The following is a 16,250-nucleotide window of genomic DNA, read 5'->3' on the forward strand; positions in this document are numbered from 1 at the left end:
GTAGTCTCGTCGGCGGGGGTGATGACCGTGCCCGAGCGACCCGACCGACCCGAGCGACCCGGACGGCCTGACGAGACCGCGCGTCCCGGCCCGGGGGACCGCTTCCGCGAGGACGAGCGCGACGAGCGCACCGGCCGCAGCGCCGCCGCCGAGCGGATCCGGCACCAGACGCAGTGGGTGGAGCTGCAGCTGCAGCGCGCCCGCGACCGGGGCGACTTCGACGACCTGCCCGGCTACGGCAAGCCGATCGCGGACCTCGGCGTCGAGCACGACCCGGACTGGTGGGTGAAGCGGCTCGTCGAGCGCGAGCAGATCACGGGCGTGCTGCCGCCCGCGCTGGCGCTGCGCAAGGAGGACGCCGAGCTCGACGCCCGCCTCGACCGGTTCGCCACCGAGAAGGAGGTGCGCCGCGAGCTCACCGACTTCAACGACCGGGTGCGCCGCGCGCTCTACGGCGACCCCGGCGGCCCGCCCGTGCTGACGCGGCAGCGCGACGTCGACGCCGAGGTCGACGCCTGGCGCGAGCGCCTCGCCGCCCGCCGCGCGGCCGCCGCCGAGCGCGCCGCGGCCGTCGCCGCCGAGCGGCGGGAGCAGCAGCGGCGCCGCTGGTTCCGCCGTACCGGCTGAGGGGTCGGGGTGGGAGGGGTGGACGGGCTGCCCGGGTCCGGGGCCGTCACCCCAGCACGTCGGTGTAGACGGCACGGACGAGCGGGGCGAACGGGTGCTGCTCGTGGTGGCGCTCGTCGAAGAACTCGTTGTGGCAGATCATGACGGCCAGCTCGGCGTCCAGATCGGCGAAGCCCAGCGCGCCACCGGCACCCGGGTGCCACAGGACCCGGTCGCCGCCGAACCCCAGGACGTCCCCGCGCGCGGGTACGGCGCCACCCACCATCAACCCGCCCGCGCCGATCACCGCGCGCCTCCCGACGATGGTGCCGGCGGCGAACGCGCACGCCCGCGGATCGAGGAACCCCTGGACCCGCGTGGCCGGCAGCAGCCTCGTCCCGTCGAGCTCGCCACCCTGGGCGTAGGCGGCCCAGAGGCGGGCCCCCTCCCGGGCCGTCACCCACGCGCCGCTGGGATCGATCCGGTCCTGGTACGCGGCGGTGTTGATCTCGTGGTCCTCGGTGACGGTGAACGTCATCGGCTCACCGACGAGGATGGCTCCCCGCATCACGGCCGTGCGCTCTCCGACGCCGTCGGGGAGCCGGTGCCACACCCCCGAGACACCCAGGGGCTCGTGGACCTCCTCGCGCACGAGGTCTTCGAACGAACGCATCTCGGGGTCGACGCGGCGAGCGATCTCCCCCACGACGTAGCCCCACGTCCGCGCGTGGTAAGTGGTGCGCCGAGCGGGTTCGTCGCTCGGCGCCGACCGTGCCAACCGGTCCACCACCCAGTCCCAGTCACCCAGGAGCTCGGGGGTGGCGTCGGCCGGTAGGTCGGCCAGCCCGACCTGGTGGGTCAGCGCGTCCTGGACGGTGAACCGGGCCTTGCCCCGTGCACCGAACTCCGGCCAGACGGACGCGATGGGCTGGTCGTAGTCGACCAGACCCTTCTCCGCCTGCACGTGCAGAACGGTGGCCGTGGACACCTTGCCCGCCGACGCGACCCAGAACACCGTGTCGGAGTCGACCGCGCGACCGTTCGTGGCCGTCTCGCCGGCGTGGACGTCGAGGACGAGCTCGCCGTGGTGGTAGGCGGCGACCTGGACCCCCACCTCGCCACGGGAGAGCGCTTCGTCGATCGCGTCCTGCACTGCACTGCCCATGGTCGACCATCCTGTCCATCGTTGACGTCACGTCGCGACACTGCGTCCGTAGAACAGAACGCGGTCTGTAAGGTAGGACACATTGCGAGCGTCGACAAGCGGCGCCAGGCGCATCGCCGGCGCCCGTCTCGCACTGACCCCCTCTTCTGTTTGACAGAACGTGTTCTGCTTCCCAGACTTGGCGTTCGCCACGCCCCACGTGGCACCAGCCCGTCACAGCCGGCCGGCTGTGGACCGAGGCGATGGACGGCAACGCGAAAGGCCGACGACATGACTCCGACCGGTGACTCCGACATCGCGACTCCCACGAGCACGGACGCGGACGTGCTGATCGTCGGGTTCGGCCCCGTGGGACAGAGCCTGGCCGCGCTCCTCGGGCGGTCGGGTCATCGCGTCATCGTGTGCGAACGTCGCGCGGGCCGCTACGAGACGCCCCGTGCAGGTCACTTCGACCACGAGATCATGCGCGTCTTCCAGTCGCTAGGGATCGCCGACCAGGTCGGAGCGGTGGCCGACCCCGCGCGGCTGTACGAGTTCCTCGACACGGACGGCACGGTCCTCGCCCGCCTGCCCCGCGAGTGGGACGCACCCTCCGGCTGGGACGCCTCGTACCACTTCTACCAGCCGGAGCTCGAGGAGATCCTGGACTCGGTCGTCCGCCGGAGCCCGTCCGTCGACGTTCGGTTCCGTGCTGCGGTCACCGACCTCCAGCAGGAGTCCGATCACGTCGCAGTCACGCTCGAGAGCGGCCAGGTGCTGACCGCGCGCTACGTGGTCGGCGCTGACGGCGCGAACAGCGTCGTCCGACGACTCGCCGGCATCGAGACGGAGGACCTCGGATTCCGGGGCGACTGGCTGGTCGCGGACCTCCGCCCGAATCCGGGAGCGCGGACACCGGACATCCCGCACACCGGCCAGGTCCTCGATCCGGCCAGGCCCAACCACATGGGTCGGGTGGGGCAGCGCTACTTCCGGTGGGAGTTCATGCTCGTGGACGGCGACGATCCCCTCGACATGGTGGAGCCGGGGAACGTCTGGAAGCTGCTCGCGCCGTGGATCGCTCCTGACGAGGGCGAGCTCATCCGACAGACCGTCTACCAGTTCCGGTCCGTGGTGGCCGACACCTTCCGCGCTGGCGCGGTGCTGCTCGCCGGCGACGCGGCGCACGTCATGCCGCCCTTCCTGGGACAGGGCATGAGCTCCGGCATCCGCGACTCCGCGACCCTCGCCTGGATGTTCGACCTGGTGCTGGGCGGCTCGGCAGACCCTCGACTCCTCGACCTCTACACCGCGTCGAGGCGACCCCAGGTCATCGCGTACATCGAGGAGTCGATCCGCATCGGGACGGTGGTCTGCGAGACCGATCCTGCCCGAGCCGCGGATCGCCGCGCCGGCCTGCGGTCCGCCACGGAGCTCCCGCCGCCGTTCGAGCCGGGCATCGGCGCGGGCTTCGTCCCGGGCCAGCCCCTCGCGGGGCGCCTCGGCGTCCAACCCGTCCTGCGGACGGACGACGGGACGGCCCGTCGGTCCGACGACGTCCTCGGCCAGGGGTTCACGCTGTTCAGCCTCGTCGAGCTCGACGAGGCCGCAGCCGCCCTGGCTGCGGAGCTCGAGCAAGCGATCGGGCTGCGGACGGTGGTCGTGGGCACCGCGCGCGGCATGCAGGAAGAGGGTGACGCGCTCTCGAGGTGGCTGGAGCAGGGCGGTGTCGTCGCCGCGCTGGTCCGGCCGGACTTCTACGTCTACGGCACCGCCATCGGGCCGGAGGCGCTGGTGGACCTGCTGGCGTCGCTGCGCCCGACGCTGTCGCTGACCTGAGCTCGGGGGGCAGCCGGCGCCGACCCGGAGGGCGGACGGCCCGGCCCGCGACCGTCGGCCGGTCAGACCAGCGACGCACCGACCTCCCGCGCCGCGGCCAGGAGGACGGGGACCTGCTCGTCGAGCCTGTCCTCGGTGAGCCGCACGGATGGTCCGGAGATGCTGATGGCGGCCCGGGCACCACCCGCCGCATCGAGCACCGGAACGGCGAGCGCGTGCAGCCCGACCTCGCTCTCGCCGAGGTTCGTGGCGTATCCGCGGTCTCGCACGCGGGCGAGTTCGTCCTCCAGGACGCGCCGACTCGCGATCGCCCCCGACGTGCCCCCCGAGAGGCGGGGAGCGGGATAACGCTCGTGCAGCTGCTCGCGCGACAGGGCGGCCAGCAGCACCTTCCCGGCCGCGGACGCGTGAGCGGGCGCGCGGTCGCCGGTGCGCTCGGCAGCCCGGATCGCAAAGCTCCCCTCGACGCCGTCGAGGAAGACGATCCTCGAGCCGTCCAGGACGACCAGGTGGACGGTCTCCCCGACCTGCCGACACAGGCGCTCCAGCGTCGGCCGCGCCTCGGCTCGGAGATCGGACACGCCGAGGACGGCCACCCCGAGCTGGATGAGCTGAGGGCCCGCGACGTAGCCGCGCGACGGCTCCTGTCGCAACAAGCCCTGGGACTGGAGGGTCGTCACCATGCGGTGCGCGCTGGAGCGTGCGAGCCCCAGCTCGGCGGCAACCTCGGCCACGCGCAGCACCCGTCTCTCGCGGAGCATCAGCAGCACGCGCGCCGCGTTCTCCACCGACTCGATCGGATAGCTGGCCGCCGGTGCCGACACGGGATCTCCTCAGGCTGACACGGTGAGCCACGGGGACGCCCGTGGCCTGGGCACGCTAGCACGCAGAGCATCGGCAGTTCTGCAGCGCAGAACGCTGCAGCATCCTTGCCTTCACCGCCACGGGCTGGACTTCCGTTCTGTTGCGTGGAACGGTGTCCGGACATCAGAACTAGCTGCGCCCGGCCGGCCAGCCGGACCCGCGCAATCCCGCATGACCAGAGGAGAGGACGCCCATGGAAACGACCACGACCTCGGCTCGACGGAAGGTCGCCGAGCTCGGCCACGTCGGCATCCGGTGCTTCGACGTCGAGAGGCAGCTCGCGTTCTACACGGACGTCCTGGGGCTGGTCGTCACCGATCACGACGCCGCGCTCGGCAACTACTTCCTCTCGGCCCGACCCGACGAGGAGCACCACGAGCTCCTCCTGGCGAGGGGCCGCGACGTCGCCACCGACGGGCGCCTCATCCAGCAGATCTCGTTCCGCTGCGAGTCCTTCGACGACGTCGTCGGCCTGTACCGCCAGCTCAAGGAGGACGGCACGCGGTTCGACATGATCGTCTCGCACGGGAACGCCGTGGGCGTCTACTTCTTCGACCCCGAGGGCAACCGCGCGGAGGTGTACTGGCAGACGGGCCTCGTGGCCCGGCAGCCGTTCATCGAGAACATCGACATCGAGACTCCCGCAGACGAGCTGATGGGCGCGATCCTTGCCTCTGTCGAGCGGTTCGGTGCCAGCGGCTTCACCGAGGAGAGCTACGTGCGGTGGACCCGGGAACAGGCATCGGCCCAGTCCGGGGCTGCGACCACGACGGAGGCGGGTCGATGAAGTTCGTGCGTTATGCCCACCCCGACGGCCGCGTCGAGGTCGCGGTCGTCGCCGGCGCCCACTTCCGCGTCCTGCCCGGCGTGGAGGACCTGCTCCCGTTGATCGAGGCCGGAGAGGGTGCACTGCTGCGAGCGGGACGCGTTGCCGAGGATTCCGGCCGTGAGGTCGACCCGGGAGAGGTCCGCATCCTCTCGCCTCTCGCTACCCCTCCGACCTTCCGCGACTTCTACGCCTTCGAGCAGCACGTCCGTGCCGGACGCTCCTGGCGCGGGCTCGAGATGGATCCGACCTGGTACGAGATCCCGGTCTTCTACTTCTCCAACCCGTACGCGTTCTGCGGCGACGGTGACGTCCCGATGACTCCTGGTTCGTCGAAGTTCGACTTCGAGCTGGAGGTGGCCGCGGTCGTCGGGAGGTCGGGCCACAACCTGACGGTCGAGGAGGCGGAGGACCACATCATCGGCTACTGCGTGCTGAACGACTGGAGCGGACGCGACGTGCAGCACCGCGAGATGACGCTCTCGATGGGGCCGGTCAAGGGCAAGGACACCGCCACAGGGCTCGGACCGTACCTCGTGACCAAGGACGAGCTCGCCCCCTACGCGACGGCGACCGGCTTCGACCGCGCCATGACGTTGACCGTCAACGGGCGGCTGTACGCGAGCGCGAACTGGTCCGACGTCCACTGGTCGTTCCCCCAGATGCTCGCGTACGCGTCGCGGGGCACGGAGGTCAGGGCGGGGGACGTGCTGGGATCGGGCACCTGCGGCACGGGTTGCATCCTGGAGCTGTCGCGCACGAACGGCGAGGAGGAGTTCCCGTGGCTCGAGCCGGGGGACGAGGTGGTCGCCACCGTGGAGGGGCTCGGGAGCCTCCGCAACACCATCGTCGCCGCGGACCCCGTGCACCCCCTCGACCGGCGCTAGCGATGCCCCGGCTCCGCCTGGTCCGGTGTCGCGACCCGGAAGACGCGCAGCTGGAGCGCCAGGAGGGAGTAGTAGCCGACCACCGTGGTGAGCTCGAACAGCTGCGCCGTGCCGACCGCCCCGCGGAGCTCGTCGAAGGTCACGTCGGCCAGGTCCCCGTCCTCGACCATCTCTCGGACGGCGCGAGCCACGAGCGCCTCCCGGACCTCGAGGCCCTCGTAGTCGCCCGTGCGGATACAGGCCAGCTCGGCCTCCCCCAGCCCGAGCGAGCGGGCGACGGGCTCGTGGGCGAACCGCTCGAAGTCGGCATCTCGGCAGGCCGCGACGACGAGGATGGCGACTTCGCGCAGCCGGTCCGGGAGCCCCGATCCGTAGCGCAGGCTGGCGCCCACTGCCTGCAGCGCGTGCCCCAGCGGCGGGCTCTGCAGGAACGCGTTGAACGGACCCTCCAGGGCGCCGTCGTCGTCCACGACCCTGGTGAGCGCAGCCTGCGACGACCTCGGACCGCCCACGATCGCGTCGTACAGCGCCTTCTGCGAGGGGTCCATCTCGGTGGGGACCAGCTTGCGGATGCGGCCATCGGGCATGCGGTCTCGGTCTCCTCCTCGTCGGCGGGCGGCGTCACCCTCGCCGACCCGTAGTTGTAGTTCTACACCTCGTCCCCGTCCCCCACCCCTGAGGAGCCTGCCCGTGGACCACCGTGCCGACCGACCCCCGAGCCCCACCACCGACCAGACCGAGGAAGCGGCGAAGCAGCGTGCGGCGCTCCGCCGGTCCATGCCCGTCACCCGGATGCTCGACTACGGGATGGACTACTGGGACGCCCTCCAGCTGACCGCCACCCCGGTGCCCCAGGCGTGGGACGAGGCCGCCACCCTGCTCGCCGACGCCCAGCTCGAACGGGCGCGGGCGGCTGCGTCGCGTGGCGACGTCGAGACCGCCGTGAGCTGCTACCGCCGCGCGACGGCAGCCCTGGTGTTCGCACAGCTGGCCCACAACGCGGACACCACGGCCAAGCGGTCCCTGTACGCACGACTCTCCCGCGCCTACCAGGACGCGGCTGACCTCGACGTCGACCTGCACGTCGAGCGGCTGTCCGTCCCGTTCCGGTCGAGCAGCTGCAACGCGTGGCTCGTCCGACCGAGCGCCGAGCGCCCCGGCCCGACCGTCGTCGTCGTGGGCGGCCAGAGCGGGTGGGGCCCGGCGTACCACCGTCAAGCGGAGGCCCTCGCGCGCCGGGGCCTGTCCACCGTGCTCCTCGAGGCTCCCGGCCAGGGGGAGACGCGGATGCTGAACGGCCTGTACCTCGACGACGGCTCCCACGAGGCCTTCGGTGCGACGCTCGACCTCCTCCAGGAGCGTGATGGCTCCGAGGGACCGTTCGGCGTCTGGGGCAACAGCTTCGGCGGCCTGCTCGCAGCGCGGGCCGCGGTCCACGACGACCGCTTCCGCGCCTGCTGCGTCAACGGCGCCCCCGCCCGCCCGGTGCCCGCGCCCTTCCGCACGGCCGTCGAGCAGGCTCGCGCCCTGCTGGGGGTGGAGACCGACGACGACGTCGCGGCCGTCTTCCGCACGTTGTGGATCGACCCCGACCTCGACCGGATGCCGGGCTCGCTCCTGGTCCTGCACGGCGCGCAGGACCCGCTCGTCACCCTCGAGCAGCAGGAGGTGTTCCTCGAGCTGTCACCGAGGGCGTCGTTGCGGACGTGGGAGGACGGCGAGCACACCATCTACAACCACTCGTCCGAGCGCACCGAGCTCGTCGCCGACTGGTTCCGCTCCCAGCTCGACCCGCCGGGGGGCCTCGACCGCCGACGACCCCGGGGCCGGGACCGACGTGACGACGGCCACGCCCCCACCCCTACCGGCGGGTAGTCGCTGCTACGTTCCCGTTCCATGCGCAGCGCCAAGGACTTCTTCGCCCCGCTCGCGGTCGGCGCCCCGGCCCCGGTCCGCGAGATCCCGGCCCGCCCGAGCCGGGCCATCCACTTCTTCGACCCGGGCAACCCCAAGATGGCGGCCAAGGTGCCCGACATGGTCGGGAAGGTCGACGTGCTCCTGGGCAACCTGGAGGACGCCATCAAGGCGGACAGCAAGGTCGCCGCCCGCGAGGGCCTGGTGCGGATCGGCCAGGAGACCGAGGGGCTCGGCGGGCCCGACGCCTCCACCCAGCTGTGGACGCGCATCAACGCGCTCGACAGCCCGTGGGTGCTCGACGACCTGCTGACGCTCGTGCCGGCGATCGGGCACAAGCTCGACGTGATCATGGTGCCGAAGGTGCAGGGCGCGGAGGACATCCAGTACGTCGACCGCCTGCTGGCCCAGCTCGAGGCCAAGGCCGGGCTGGAGCGCCCGATCCTCGTGCACGCGATCCTCGAGACGGCCCGCGGCGTCGCGAACGTGGAGGAGATCTGCGGCGCCAGCCCCCGCATGCAGGGCCTCTCCCTCGGCCCCGCCGACCTGGCGGCCGACCGCCGCATGAAGACCACCCGCGTGGGCGGCGGCCACCCCGGCTACCTCGTGCGCCAGGACCCGCCGCGCGGCGAGGACGGCACGGCGCAGGTCGACGCCCAGCGCACGACGTACCAGCAGGACCTGTGGCACTACACGATCGCGCGGATGGTCGACGCGTGCGCGATGCACGGCATCTACCCCTACTACGGCCCGTTCGGCGACATCGCCGACGTCGTGGCGTGCGAGGACCAGTTCCGCAACGCGTTCCTGCTGGGCTGCGTCGGCACGTGGAGCCTGCACCCCAAGCAGATCGCCATCGCCAACCGCGTCTTCAGCCCGAGCGTGGAGGACATCGCCCACGCCCGCCGCGTCGTCGCCGCGATGGGCGACGGCACCGGCGCGGTGATGCTCGACGGGAAGATGGAGGACGACGCCTCCCTCAAGCAGTGCCTCGTGCTCGTCGAGCTCGCCGAGCAGCTGGCGGCCATCGACCCCGAGCTGAAGAAGCAGTACGACGCGATCGACGCCGCCCCGACCGGTCAGGAGGCCTGAGCCATGAGCGACCCCACCCCGCAGTTCACGCCGCTGCGCTCCGTCCTCTACATGCCGAGCTCGAACGAGCGCGCGCTGGAGAAGGCGAAGAGCATCCCGTGCGACGGCCTCATCCTCGACCTCGAGGACGCGGTGGCGCCCGACGCCAAGCCCACGGCCCGCGAGGCGGCGGCCGCCGCGGTCGGCAGCGGGGAGTACGGGCGCCGCACCGTCACCATCCGCGTCAACGGCCTCGGCACCCAGTGGCACGACGACGACATCGTGGCCGCCGCCCAGGCCGGGCCCGCGGGCGTCGTGGTGCCCAAGGTCAACAGCGCCGAGGAGGTCAAGCGGCTCGTCGGCGCCCTCGAGAAGGCCGGCGCCCCCGACCACACCCGCCTGTGGGCGATGGTCGAGACCCCCGAGGCCATCTTCGGCGTGCGCGAGCTCGCCGCCGCCGACGAGCGCCTCGCGGTGCTCGTCATGGGCACGAACGACCTGGTCAAGGAGCTGTACGCCGAGCACGTCCCCGGCCGTGCGCCGCTCCTGACGTCCCTGTCGTGGTCGGTGCTGGCGGCGCGCGCCGCGGGCGTCGCGATCCTCGACGGCGTCTACAACGACGTGAAGGACACCGACGGGTTCCTCGCCGAGTGCACCCAGGGCGCCCAGATGGGCTTCGACGGCAAGACCCTCATCCACCCCGGTCAGGTCGCCGGCGCCAACGAGACCTTCGCGCCCAGCGAGAAGGCCGTCGAGGACGCCCGCGGCGTGCTCGAGGCGTGGGAGGCCGGCAAGGGCTCCGGCGTGGTCACCTACAACGGCAAGATGGTCGAGAACCTGCACGTCGAGTCGGCCGAGCGGGTGCTCGCCATCCACGAGGCCATCACCGCGCTCGGCGCCGACGAGGGCTGAGAGCGGCCTCGACCGGCGTCACGACGCACCTGACGACGGCGCCTCCCCCACCCGCCCGCACGGCGCGCCGGGGAGGCGCCGTCCGCGTAACCTGGCCCGCCCCCGCGCGTTCCACCGAGGGAGACCGGCCACCGCGCGCCGGCCCGGAGACGAGGTATGTCCACCACACCGCCCGACGACGGCAGCGAGTCGACCGCCACCGGTCACGACTTCCAGCGCGCCCTCATCGGCCTCTTCCGCGGCGAGGAGGAGAAGGCGGAGCCGGGCGAGCAGCCCGTGGCCGACCCGGGCCGGCAGCCGGGGCCCGCCGCGCCCGCTCCCGCCGACGACGCCCCGGACCTCTACCCCGACGTCCCCGCCACGCCCGGCTCCCCCGCCACGCCCGGCTCCCCCGGCTCCCCCGCCTCCCCCGGCACACCGGGCGACCAGTCCCCGAGCGACCCCCCGACCGCGCCCCTCGTCGCCGCGACGGCGGCGGCGCTGGCCGCCCGCGGTGCGACCGGGCCCTCCGGTCCCGCGGCGGCCGCCCCTCCCGCCGTACCCGTCGATCGGACCGCCGTCGTGCCGGCCGTCGCCCCGGCGCCCGCCGGTCCCGCGACGTCGGCCCGTCCCACCGACGACGAGCCCGAGCGTCGCCGCCGCTGGCTGGCGGCGGTGGTCGTCGCGGCGGTGCTGACGCTCGTCGCCGGCGCGGGCACGCTGCTGATCGACCGCGACGGCGACGCCCCGTCGGCCGGCTCGTCGCCCACCGAGGGCAGCGAGGCGCCCGCGTCGGCCGGGGTGGACGCGCTGCTGGCGGAGAGCGCGACCGTGTACGGCGGCGTGGCCACCGCCGTGACCGCCACGGCCGACCTGACGGGCCTGCCGGAGGCGGCCGCGGCGGCTCGCGCCGCCGAGGCGGAGAGCGCCGAGCTCGTGACCCGCGCCGAGGCGCTGGAGCCCGCGCCGACGCAGGAGGAGCTGGCGCTGCTGACGCGGCGGCGCGACTTCGTGGCCACCGTCGCCGCGTTCGAGGACCTCGACACCACGACCCTGGCGAACTTCGGCGAGCTCAACGCCGCCCTGCGCTCCGGTGCGGAGCTGCTCGACACCGCCGACGCCACCCTGTCGCTGCAGCGCACCACGGCGGGCGCCTCGGCGGAGGAGGCGGGGAGCGCCACGGGTGCGTCCGCCGAGACCACCGAGATCGCCGCGGCCCGCACCGCGCAGCACCTCGCCGAGCTCGTCGGCACCGCCGCCGCCCGCACCGCGACGGAGGACCTCACCGCCGTCCTCGGTCGCATCGAGCTGGCCGGGCGCACCGCCGAGGTCCGCGACGCGGCGAACGGGGCGCTGACCCTCACGTCGTACGTGCAGGCTGCGCGCACCGGGTTCCCCGACGACTCGAGCACGGCCGCCACCCTCGACGGCCTGCTCGGGATCCTGACGCCCGTCGGGGCGCTCGCGACCCTCGACGGCACGACCCTCGACCTGTGGGACGACGTCGACGACCCGTTCCGCGCGGCCGCGTCGTCGGCGGAGGGGATCCTCGGGGCGTCGGCGCAGGCGGCGTACTCCCAGCTCGACACCCTCGTCGCCGGCGCCCGCACGACCATCGCGGAGTGGGAGGCGGAGGTCGCCCGGCTGCAGGCCGCCGCCCCGGCGGCCGGCTCGGACGCGGAGCTCGAGGCGTACGCCACCGCAGCGGCCCCGCAGTTCGACCGCTACCGGTCCCTGCTCGCCGAGCTGCCGCTGCTGTCCGCCGACGCCCCGCCCAGCTCGCGGCAGGGCAGCCGGCTGTTCCAGGCCACGAACCGGATGGGTGGCTTCGTCGCCGAGCTGCGCGGCGCGACGGTCCCCGCCTCGATGAGCGGCGGGCACGCCGCGCTCGTGCGGCTCGCGCAGGCCGGCCAGCGCGCCGCGGCCGAGGGCAACCAGGTGTCGCTGCAGGGCGAGCAGTGCATCGCCCGCGGGGGTACGGCGAGCCAGTGCCGCCTGGGCGCGCAGCCGTCGTGGCCGGCCTACGCGAGCGCCCTGAGCGAGGCCCGCGCGCTCGACGCCGCCCGGTCGGCGTGGACCGACGCGCTCGAGGCCGCGCGCCGCACGGCCCCCGCCACGGACCCGAGCGCCCTCCCGCCCCGCCCCGAGGTCTGAGGGGCCCGACGACCTCGCTCGGCCCGGGTCGCGGTACCAGCGACAGCCACCGACTACCGCTCCTACCGCGACCCGGCGGCAGGCCACCGATTACTAGCGGCCGCCCGCCGAGGGGTACGGCTGCAGCAGCTGGTCCACGGGGGCGTGGTCGTCGGTCAGCACGTCGGCGTCGCCGACCCACGCGTCGAGCTCGGCGCCGGCGAGCACCTCCCAGCCGGTGTCGCGCTCGGTCAGCGCCGCCGCGACGGCGTCCAGGTCGACCTCCCGGTCGGCGGCGAGCACGACGAGGTTGCCGCCGTCGCCGCCGGGCCCCTCGCGTCCGAGGTCGCCCGGCTCGCCGAGCACCGCGACGTGGGCGAAGACGTCCGCCAGGGTCGCCACCTCGGCGCGCGCGAACGCGAGCGGCCCGTGGTCGATGAGGTTCGCGACGTACACGCCGTCGGGGGCGAGCACCCGCCGTACGTCGGAGACGGCCTCGCGGGTCGTCAGGTGCCACGGCACGCTGACCCCGCCGAACGCGTCGCCCACGACGAGGTCGCGGCTGCCGGGCTCGAGGCGCCCGAGCCCGAGGCGGCCGTCCTCGACCCGCACCGCGATCCCCTCGGGGGCGCCGGCACCGCGCAGCCCCAGCAGCTCCCGGTCCACGCGCACGACGCCGGGATCGATCTCGGAGACGAGGCTGCGCGTCCCCGGGCGCTCCGCGGCCAGCCACCGCGGGAACGTCAGCCCGCCCCCGCCCAGGTGGTAGGCGTCGATCGGACCGTCCCCCGGGTGGGCCGCCTCCGTCACCGCGGCGAGGGCGCGGACGTAGGCGAACTCGAGGTACGTCGGGTCCTCGAGGTCGACGTACGAGTGCCGCAGCCCGTCGAGCACCAGCACCCGGCCGCCGTCGCGCTCGTCGTCCTCGACCACCGACGCGCAGTGGTAGGTCGTCTCGGCGTCGCAGCCGCCCGGCGCGAACGGCACGACCAGCGCGCCCAGCACGACGACGAGCCCCGCGAGCCCCGCGCCCCGCGGGCGGCGCCGCCGCAGCAGCACCTCGACGAGCGCGGCCGTCGCGACCAGCAGGACGCCCAGGCCCACGAGGATCCCGCTGACCGGCACCCGCGACACGAGCACGAACCCCGTCAGCACCGTCCCGAAGATGGAGCCGACGGTCCCGATCCCCGACAGCCGGCCGACCACCGTGCCGGTCGTGGCCAGGTCGGTGAGCCGCAGCTTCGTCACCATCGGCGTGACCGCCGAGAGCAGCGCGCCCGGCACGACGATGCTGGTCGTGGCGGCCAGCACCAGCAGGGTGCCGTCGCCCGACGACCCCGCGGCCCGCACGACCGCCGGCGTCAGCGCCACCGCCGCCCCCGAGATGCCGAGGGCGGGCGCGATGGTGCGCCGGGGGTCCACCAGGTCGGCGAGCCGCCCGCCGGCCCACGACCCGACGGCGATCGCGGCGAGCGCGACGCCGATGACGAGGGTGTTGGTCTCGAGCGTCAGCCCGAGGTACGGCGCGAGCAGCCGCAGCGCGACCAGCTCCACGACGAGCACGGCGGCCGAGGAGCCGAAGACGAGCGCCGCCGCCCCGCGGGCGCCGAGCCGGGCGGGCGGGGGCGCGGCGGAGCGGTCGGGCGGGGCCGCCGGTCCCCGGGAGGCGTCGGCCATCAGGGGACGACCACCACCGGCACCGGGGAGGAGCGCACGATCTTCGTGGCGCTCGACCCGAGGAACACCCGCGAGACCAGCCCGGCCGGCGAGGAGCCGACGACGAGCACGTCCCCGTCGTCCCACGGCAGCGAGGCGAGCGCGTGGGTCCAGTCCCGCCCGGTGGCGGTGCGGCTGGTGACGTCGTCGGGCAGCGAGCCGGCGAGGCGGCGCAGGGCGGTGGCCTGCGCCGTACCCGCCTGCTCGACGAAGGCGTCCAGCACGTCGGCCTCGCCGCGCACCTCCGGCGGGAACATGGTGCGACCCTCGACCCCGAAGGTGACGACACGCAGCGCGGCGCCGATGCGCACGCACATGCGCGCGGCCCGCTCGAGCGCGGCCTCGCTCGCCCGGTCGCCGCGGAAGGCGCAGGTCACGCGGCGCACCCGGGCGCCGGGCGGCGCGGTGAACCCGCGGGGCGCCAGCGCCACCGGCAGGGGCGCCGAGTGGAGCAGGCGGTCGGCGGCGGCGCCGAGCACCACCCGGCCCCAGGCGCCGTCGTCGCCCGACCCGACGGCCACGACCGAGGCGTCGACCCGGTCGGCCTCGGCGAGCAGCTGCTGCGGCACGGAGCGGCCGGGCACGGCGACGACCTCGCTCTCGACGTCGGGGGCCACCTCGGCGAGGGTCGCGCGGGCCTCGGCCACGACGGCGTCGCCGAGCTCGCGGGCCCACGCGGCGTACTCCCGGTCGGTGCCGCCCGGCAGCGGCGTCGGCCACGGTGCCGGCACGACGGCGACCGCGCGCAGCGGGAGCCCGGCGCTGCGGGCGAGGAGCGCGCCGTACACGAGCGGGGCGCGCCCGGAGCCGTCCGCGCGCGGGGGGTGGCCGACGAGGACGGTCATCGCGGGTCCCCCGCCCCGGTCGGCGTGGGCTCGCCCGCGCCCGGCCCCGCGTGGTTGAGCACGGCGTGGCGCCGGCCCCACAGGAGGTAGAACGCCAGCACGACCGTGAGCCAGCAGCCGAAGATGATCCAGGTGATGGCCGGCAGCCCGGACAGCACGTAGATGCAGACGACGATCGTCAGCAGCGGCGTCACCGGGAAGAACGGCACCCGGAACGGCCGCTCGAGGCCCGGCTGGCTGCGGCGCAGCACGAGCACCCCGAGCGCCACGACGATGAAGGCGCCCAGCGTGCCGATCGAGACGGTGTCCCACAGGTAGTCGCTCGGCACGAAGCCGGCGATGACCGCGACCACGAGCGCGACGACGACGGTGGTGAAGGTGGGGGTGAGCGTGCGGGGGTTCACCCGGGAGAACCGCTGCGGCAGCATGCCGTCGCGGCCCATCGCGAAGAGGATGCGCGTCTGGCCGTAGAGCGTCACCAGCGTCACCGAGAAGATCGAGATGACCGCGCCGGCCGCCAGGACGGCGCCGGGGATCGCGGAGCCCGTGATGTTCGCCAGGATCACCGACAGCCCGGCGCTCTGCTGCGCGGGGTCGGAGAAGTCCTCGACCGGCTGCGAGCCGACGCCCGCGAAGGCGACGAGCACGTAGATGCCGATCACCACCGCCAGCGCGCCCATGATCGCGCGGGGCAGCGCCCGCTGCGGGTCCTTCACCTCCTCGCCGGCCGTCGAGACCGCGTCGAGGCCGATGAAGGAGAAGAAGATCGTCGCGGCCGCCGCCGAGACGCCCGCCGCGCCCGCCCCCCAGAAGTCGCCGAACCGGTCGGCCTCGAAGGCCGTGAAGGCGATGACGGCGAAGAGCACCAGCACCGCGAGCTTGATGACCACCATCACCGCGTTGGCCCGCGCCGACTCGCTGGCGCCGCGCACGAGCAGCACCATGCAGAGCAGCACGAGCACGACGGCGGGCAGGTTCACCAGGCCCGTCGGGCTGTCCTCGTAGGGGATCGGGGAGTAGGACAGGCTCTGCGGCAGGGAGACGCCGAGCGTGGCGTCGGTCAGCTCGTTGAAGTAGCCGGACCAGCCGACGGCCACGGCGGCCGAGCTCACGCCGTACTCGAGCAGGACGCAGGCCGCGATCACCATCGCGACCAGCTCGCCGAGGGAGTGGTAGGCGTAGGAGTACGTCGAGCCGCTGACGGGGATCGCGCTGGCGAGCTCGGCGTAGCAGATCGCCGACAGCCCGGCCGCGAGCCCGGCGACGAGGAAGGCCACCACGACCGCGGGCCCGGCGTCGGGCACCGCCTCCTGCAGCACGAAGAAGATGCCCGTGCCGACGGTGGCGCCGACGCCGAACATCATGAGCTGGAAGGTGCTGAGCGTGCGCCCGAGCTCGGGGCCGTCGTGCGGGCCCCGCGGTCGGGCGATCGGCTTGCGACGCAGCAGCTGGGTGCCGAACGAGCTCGACTGGCCGGCCAAGGGGGGCCTCCTCGCGGACGGGGTGGGGGAACG

General features: G+C 74.1%; 14 protein-coding genes. 8 read left to right on the plus strand and 6 right to left on the minus strand.

All coding sequences use genetic code 11. The features are described 5' to 3' along the window. Positions 1–27 precede the first annotated feature (27 nt). Positions 28–627: a DUF1992 domain-containing protein gene (locus ACOACO_RS01430; RefSeq protein WP_420294472.1), complete on the plus strand. Its 600-nt coding sequence runs from the start codon at positions 28–30 to the stop codon at positions 625–627. A gap of 46 nt (positions 628–673) precedes the next feature. On the opposite strand, the gene ACOACO_RS01435 is transcribed toward ACOACO_RS01430, so the two are convergent. Next, positions 674–1,771: a serine hydrolase domain-containing protein gene (locus tag ACOACO_RS01435; RefSeq protein ID WP_420294473.1), complete on the minus strand. Its 1,098-nt coding sequence runs from the start codon at positions 1,769–1,771 to the stop codon at positions 674–676. 270 nt (positions 1,772–2,041) lie between these two features. Between ACOACO_RS01435 and ACOACO_RS01440 the strand changes: the two genes are divergently transcribed. After that, positions 2,042–3,589 (plus strand): bifunctional 3-(3-hydroxy-phenyl)propionate/3-hydroxycinnamic acid hydroxylase, encoded by a 1,548-nt coding sequence (locus tag ACOACO_RS01440; RefSeq protein WP_420294474.1) that lies wholly within the window; start codon positions 2,042–2,044, stop codon positions 3,587–3,589. A 62-nt stretch (positions 3,590–3,651) separates the two neighbouring features. Here the strand turns inward: ACOACO_RS01440 and ACOACO_RS01445 are convergent, their stop codons facing one another. Then, positions 3,652–4,413: an IclR family transcriptional regulator gene (locus ACOACO_RS01445; RefSeq protein ID WP_420294475.1), complete on the minus strand. Its 762-nt coding sequence runs from the start codon at positions 4,411–4,413 to the stop codon at positions 3,652–3,654. A 233-nt stretch (positions 4,414–4,646) separates the two neighbouring features. On the opposite strand from ACOACO_RS01445, the gene ACOACO_RS01450 reads away from it, so the two are divergent. Together ACOACO_RS01450 and ACOACO_RS01455 are read left to right on the plus strand one after the other, a co-directional pair. Beyond that, positions 4,647–5,240, plus strand: a complete 594-nt coding sequence (locus ACOACO_RS01450; RefSeq protein WP_420294476.1) for a VOC family protein — start codon at positions 4,647–4,649, stop codon at positions 5,238–5,240. Then, positions 5,237–6,166 (plus strand): fumarylacetoacetate hydrolase family protein, encoded by a 930-nt coding sequence (locus ACOACO_RS01455; protein WP_420294477.1) that lies wholly within the window; start codon positions 5,237–5,239, stop codon positions 6,164–6,166. The genes ACOACO_RS01450 and ACOACO_RS01455 overlap by 4 nt, the downstream gene beginning before the upstream one ends. On the opposite strand, the gene ACOACO_RS01460 is transcribed toward ACOACO_RS01455, so the two are convergent. Beyond that, a complete protein-coding gene (locus tag ACOACO_RS01460) occupies positions 6,163–6,753 on the minus strand; it encodes a carboxymuconolactone decarboxylase family protein (protein WP_420294478.1) in 591 nt (196 codons plus the stop codon). The two genes, ACOACO_RS01455 and ACOACO_RS01460, sit on opposite strands and share 4 nt — an antisense overlap. Before the next feature lie 103 nt (positions 6,754–6,856). On the opposite strand from ACOACO_RS01460, the gene ACOACO_RS01465 reads away from it, so the two are divergent. The 4 genes from ACOACO_RS01465 to ACOACO_RS01480 all read left to right on the plus strand — a co-directional run bounded on the left by ACOACO_RS01465 (position 6,857) and on the right by ACOACO_RS01480 (position 12,196). After that, the gene (locus ACOACO_RS01465) at positions 6,857–8,041 is read left to right on the plus strand and encodes an alpha/beta hydrolase family protein (RefSeq protein WP_420294479.1); all 1,185 of its coding nucleotides are present in this window, start codon (positions 6,857–6,859) and stop codon (positions 8,039–8,041) included. Between the two features lie 21 nt (positions 8,042–8,062). Next, positions 8,063–9,172 carry an HpcH/HpaI aldolase/citrate lyase family protein gene (locus ACOACO_RS01470; RefSeq protein WP_420294480.1) on the plus strand — a complete coding sequence of 370 codons (1,110 nt, stop codon included), beginning with the start codon at positions 8,063–8,065 and terminating at the stop codon, positions 9,170–9,172. Positions 9,173–9,175: 3 nt separating this feature from the next. After that, positions 9,176–10,063 carry an HpcH/HpaI aldolase/citrate lyase family protein gene (locus tag ACOACO_RS01475; protein ID WP_420294481.1) on the plus strand — a complete coding sequence of 296 codons (888 nt, stop codon included), beginning with the start codon at positions 9,176–9,178 and terminating at the stop codon, positions 10,061–10,063. 156 nt (positions 10,064–10,219) lie between these two features. Further along, positions 10,220–12,196, plus strand: coding sequence for a hypothetical protein (locus ACOACO_RS01480; protein ID WP_420294482.1), 1,977 nt, complete (start codon positions 10,220–10,222; stop codon positions 12,194–12,196). Between the two features lie 93 nt (positions 12,197–12,289). Here ACOACO_RS01480 and ACOACO_RS01485 read toward each other — a convergent pair whose 3' ends face one another. The 3 genes from ACOACO_RS01485 to ACOACO_RS01495 are packed head-to-tail and all read right to left on the minus strand — an operon-like array spanning position 12,290 to position 16,217. Further along, positions 12,290–13,852, minus strand: coding sequence for a fused MFS/spermidine synthase (locus ACOACO_RS01485; RefSeq protein ID WP_420294483.1), 1,563 nt, complete (start codon positions 13,850–13,852; stop codon positions 12,290–12,292). After that, complete coding sequence (locus tag ACOACO_RS01490) at positions 13,852–14,736, minus strand: universal stress protein (RefSeq protein ID WP_420294484.1); 885 nt, start codon at positions 14,734–14,736, stop codon at positions 13,852–13,854. The genes ACOACO_RS01485 and ACOACO_RS01490 overlap by 1 nt, the downstream gene beginning before the upstream one ends. After that, positions 14,733–16,217, minus strand: coding sequence for an amino acid permease (locus ACOACO_RS01495; protein WP_420294485.1), 1,485 nt, complete (start codon positions 16,215–16,217; stop codon positions 14,733–14,735). The genes ACOACO_RS01490 and ACOACO_RS01495 overlap by 4 nt, the downstream gene beginning before the upstream one ends. Positions 16,218–16,250: the final 33 nt, after the last annotated feature.

The organism is Nocardioides sp. CPCC 205120, assembly GCF_048654585.1.
Lineage (GTDB): Bacteria > Actinomycetota > Actinomycetes > Propionibacteriales > Nocardioidaceae > Nocardioides.

What these genes read in the sequence shown, in the direction of transcription:
- ACOACO_RS01470 (WP_420294480.1), top strand. Translation starts at nt 8,063, where the DNA reads ATGCGCAGCGCCAAGGACTTCTTCGCCCCGCTCGCGGTCGGCGCCCCG.
- ACOACO_RS01480 (WP_420294482.1), top strand. Translation starts at nt 10,220, where the DNA reads ATGTCCACCACACCGCCCGACGACGGCAGCGAGTCGACCGCCACCGGT.
- ACOACO_RS01435 (WP_420294473.1), bottom strand. Translation starts at nt 1,771, where the DNA reads ATGGGCAGTGCAGTGCAGGACGCGATCGACGAAGCGCTCTCCCGTGGC.
- ACOACO_RS01490 (WP_420294484.1), bottom strand. Translation starts at nt 14,736, where the DNA reads ATGACCGTCCTCGTCGGCCACCCCCCGCGCGCGGACGGCTCCGGGCGC.
- ACOACO_RS01440 (WP_420294474.1), top strand. Translation starts at nt 2,042, where the DNA reads ATGACTCCGACCGGTGACTCCGACATCGCGACTCCCACGAGCACGGAC.
- ACOACO_RS01460 (WP_420294478.1), bottom strand. Translation starts at nt 6,753, where the DNA reads ATGCCCGATGGCCGCATCCGCAAGCTGGTCCCCACCGAGATGGACCCC.
- ACOACO_RS01485 (WP_420294483.1), bottom strand. Translation starts at nt 13,852, where the DNA reads ATGGCCGACGCCTCCCGGGGACCGGCGGCCCCGCCCGACCGCTCCGCC.
- ACOACO_RS01475 (WP_420294481.1), top strand. Translation starts at nt 9,176, where the DNA reads ATGAGCGACCCCACCCCGCAGTTCACGCCGCTGCGCTCCGTCCTCTAC.
- ACOACO_RS01455 (WP_420294477.1), top strand. Translation starts at nt 5,237, where the DNA reads ATGAAGTTCGTGCGTTATGCCCACCCCGACGGCCGCGTCGAGGTCGCG.
- ACOACO_RS01450 (WP_420294476.1), top strand. Translation starts at nt 4,647, where the DNA reads ATGGAAACGACCACGACCTCGGCTCGACGGAAGGTCGCCGAGCTCGGC.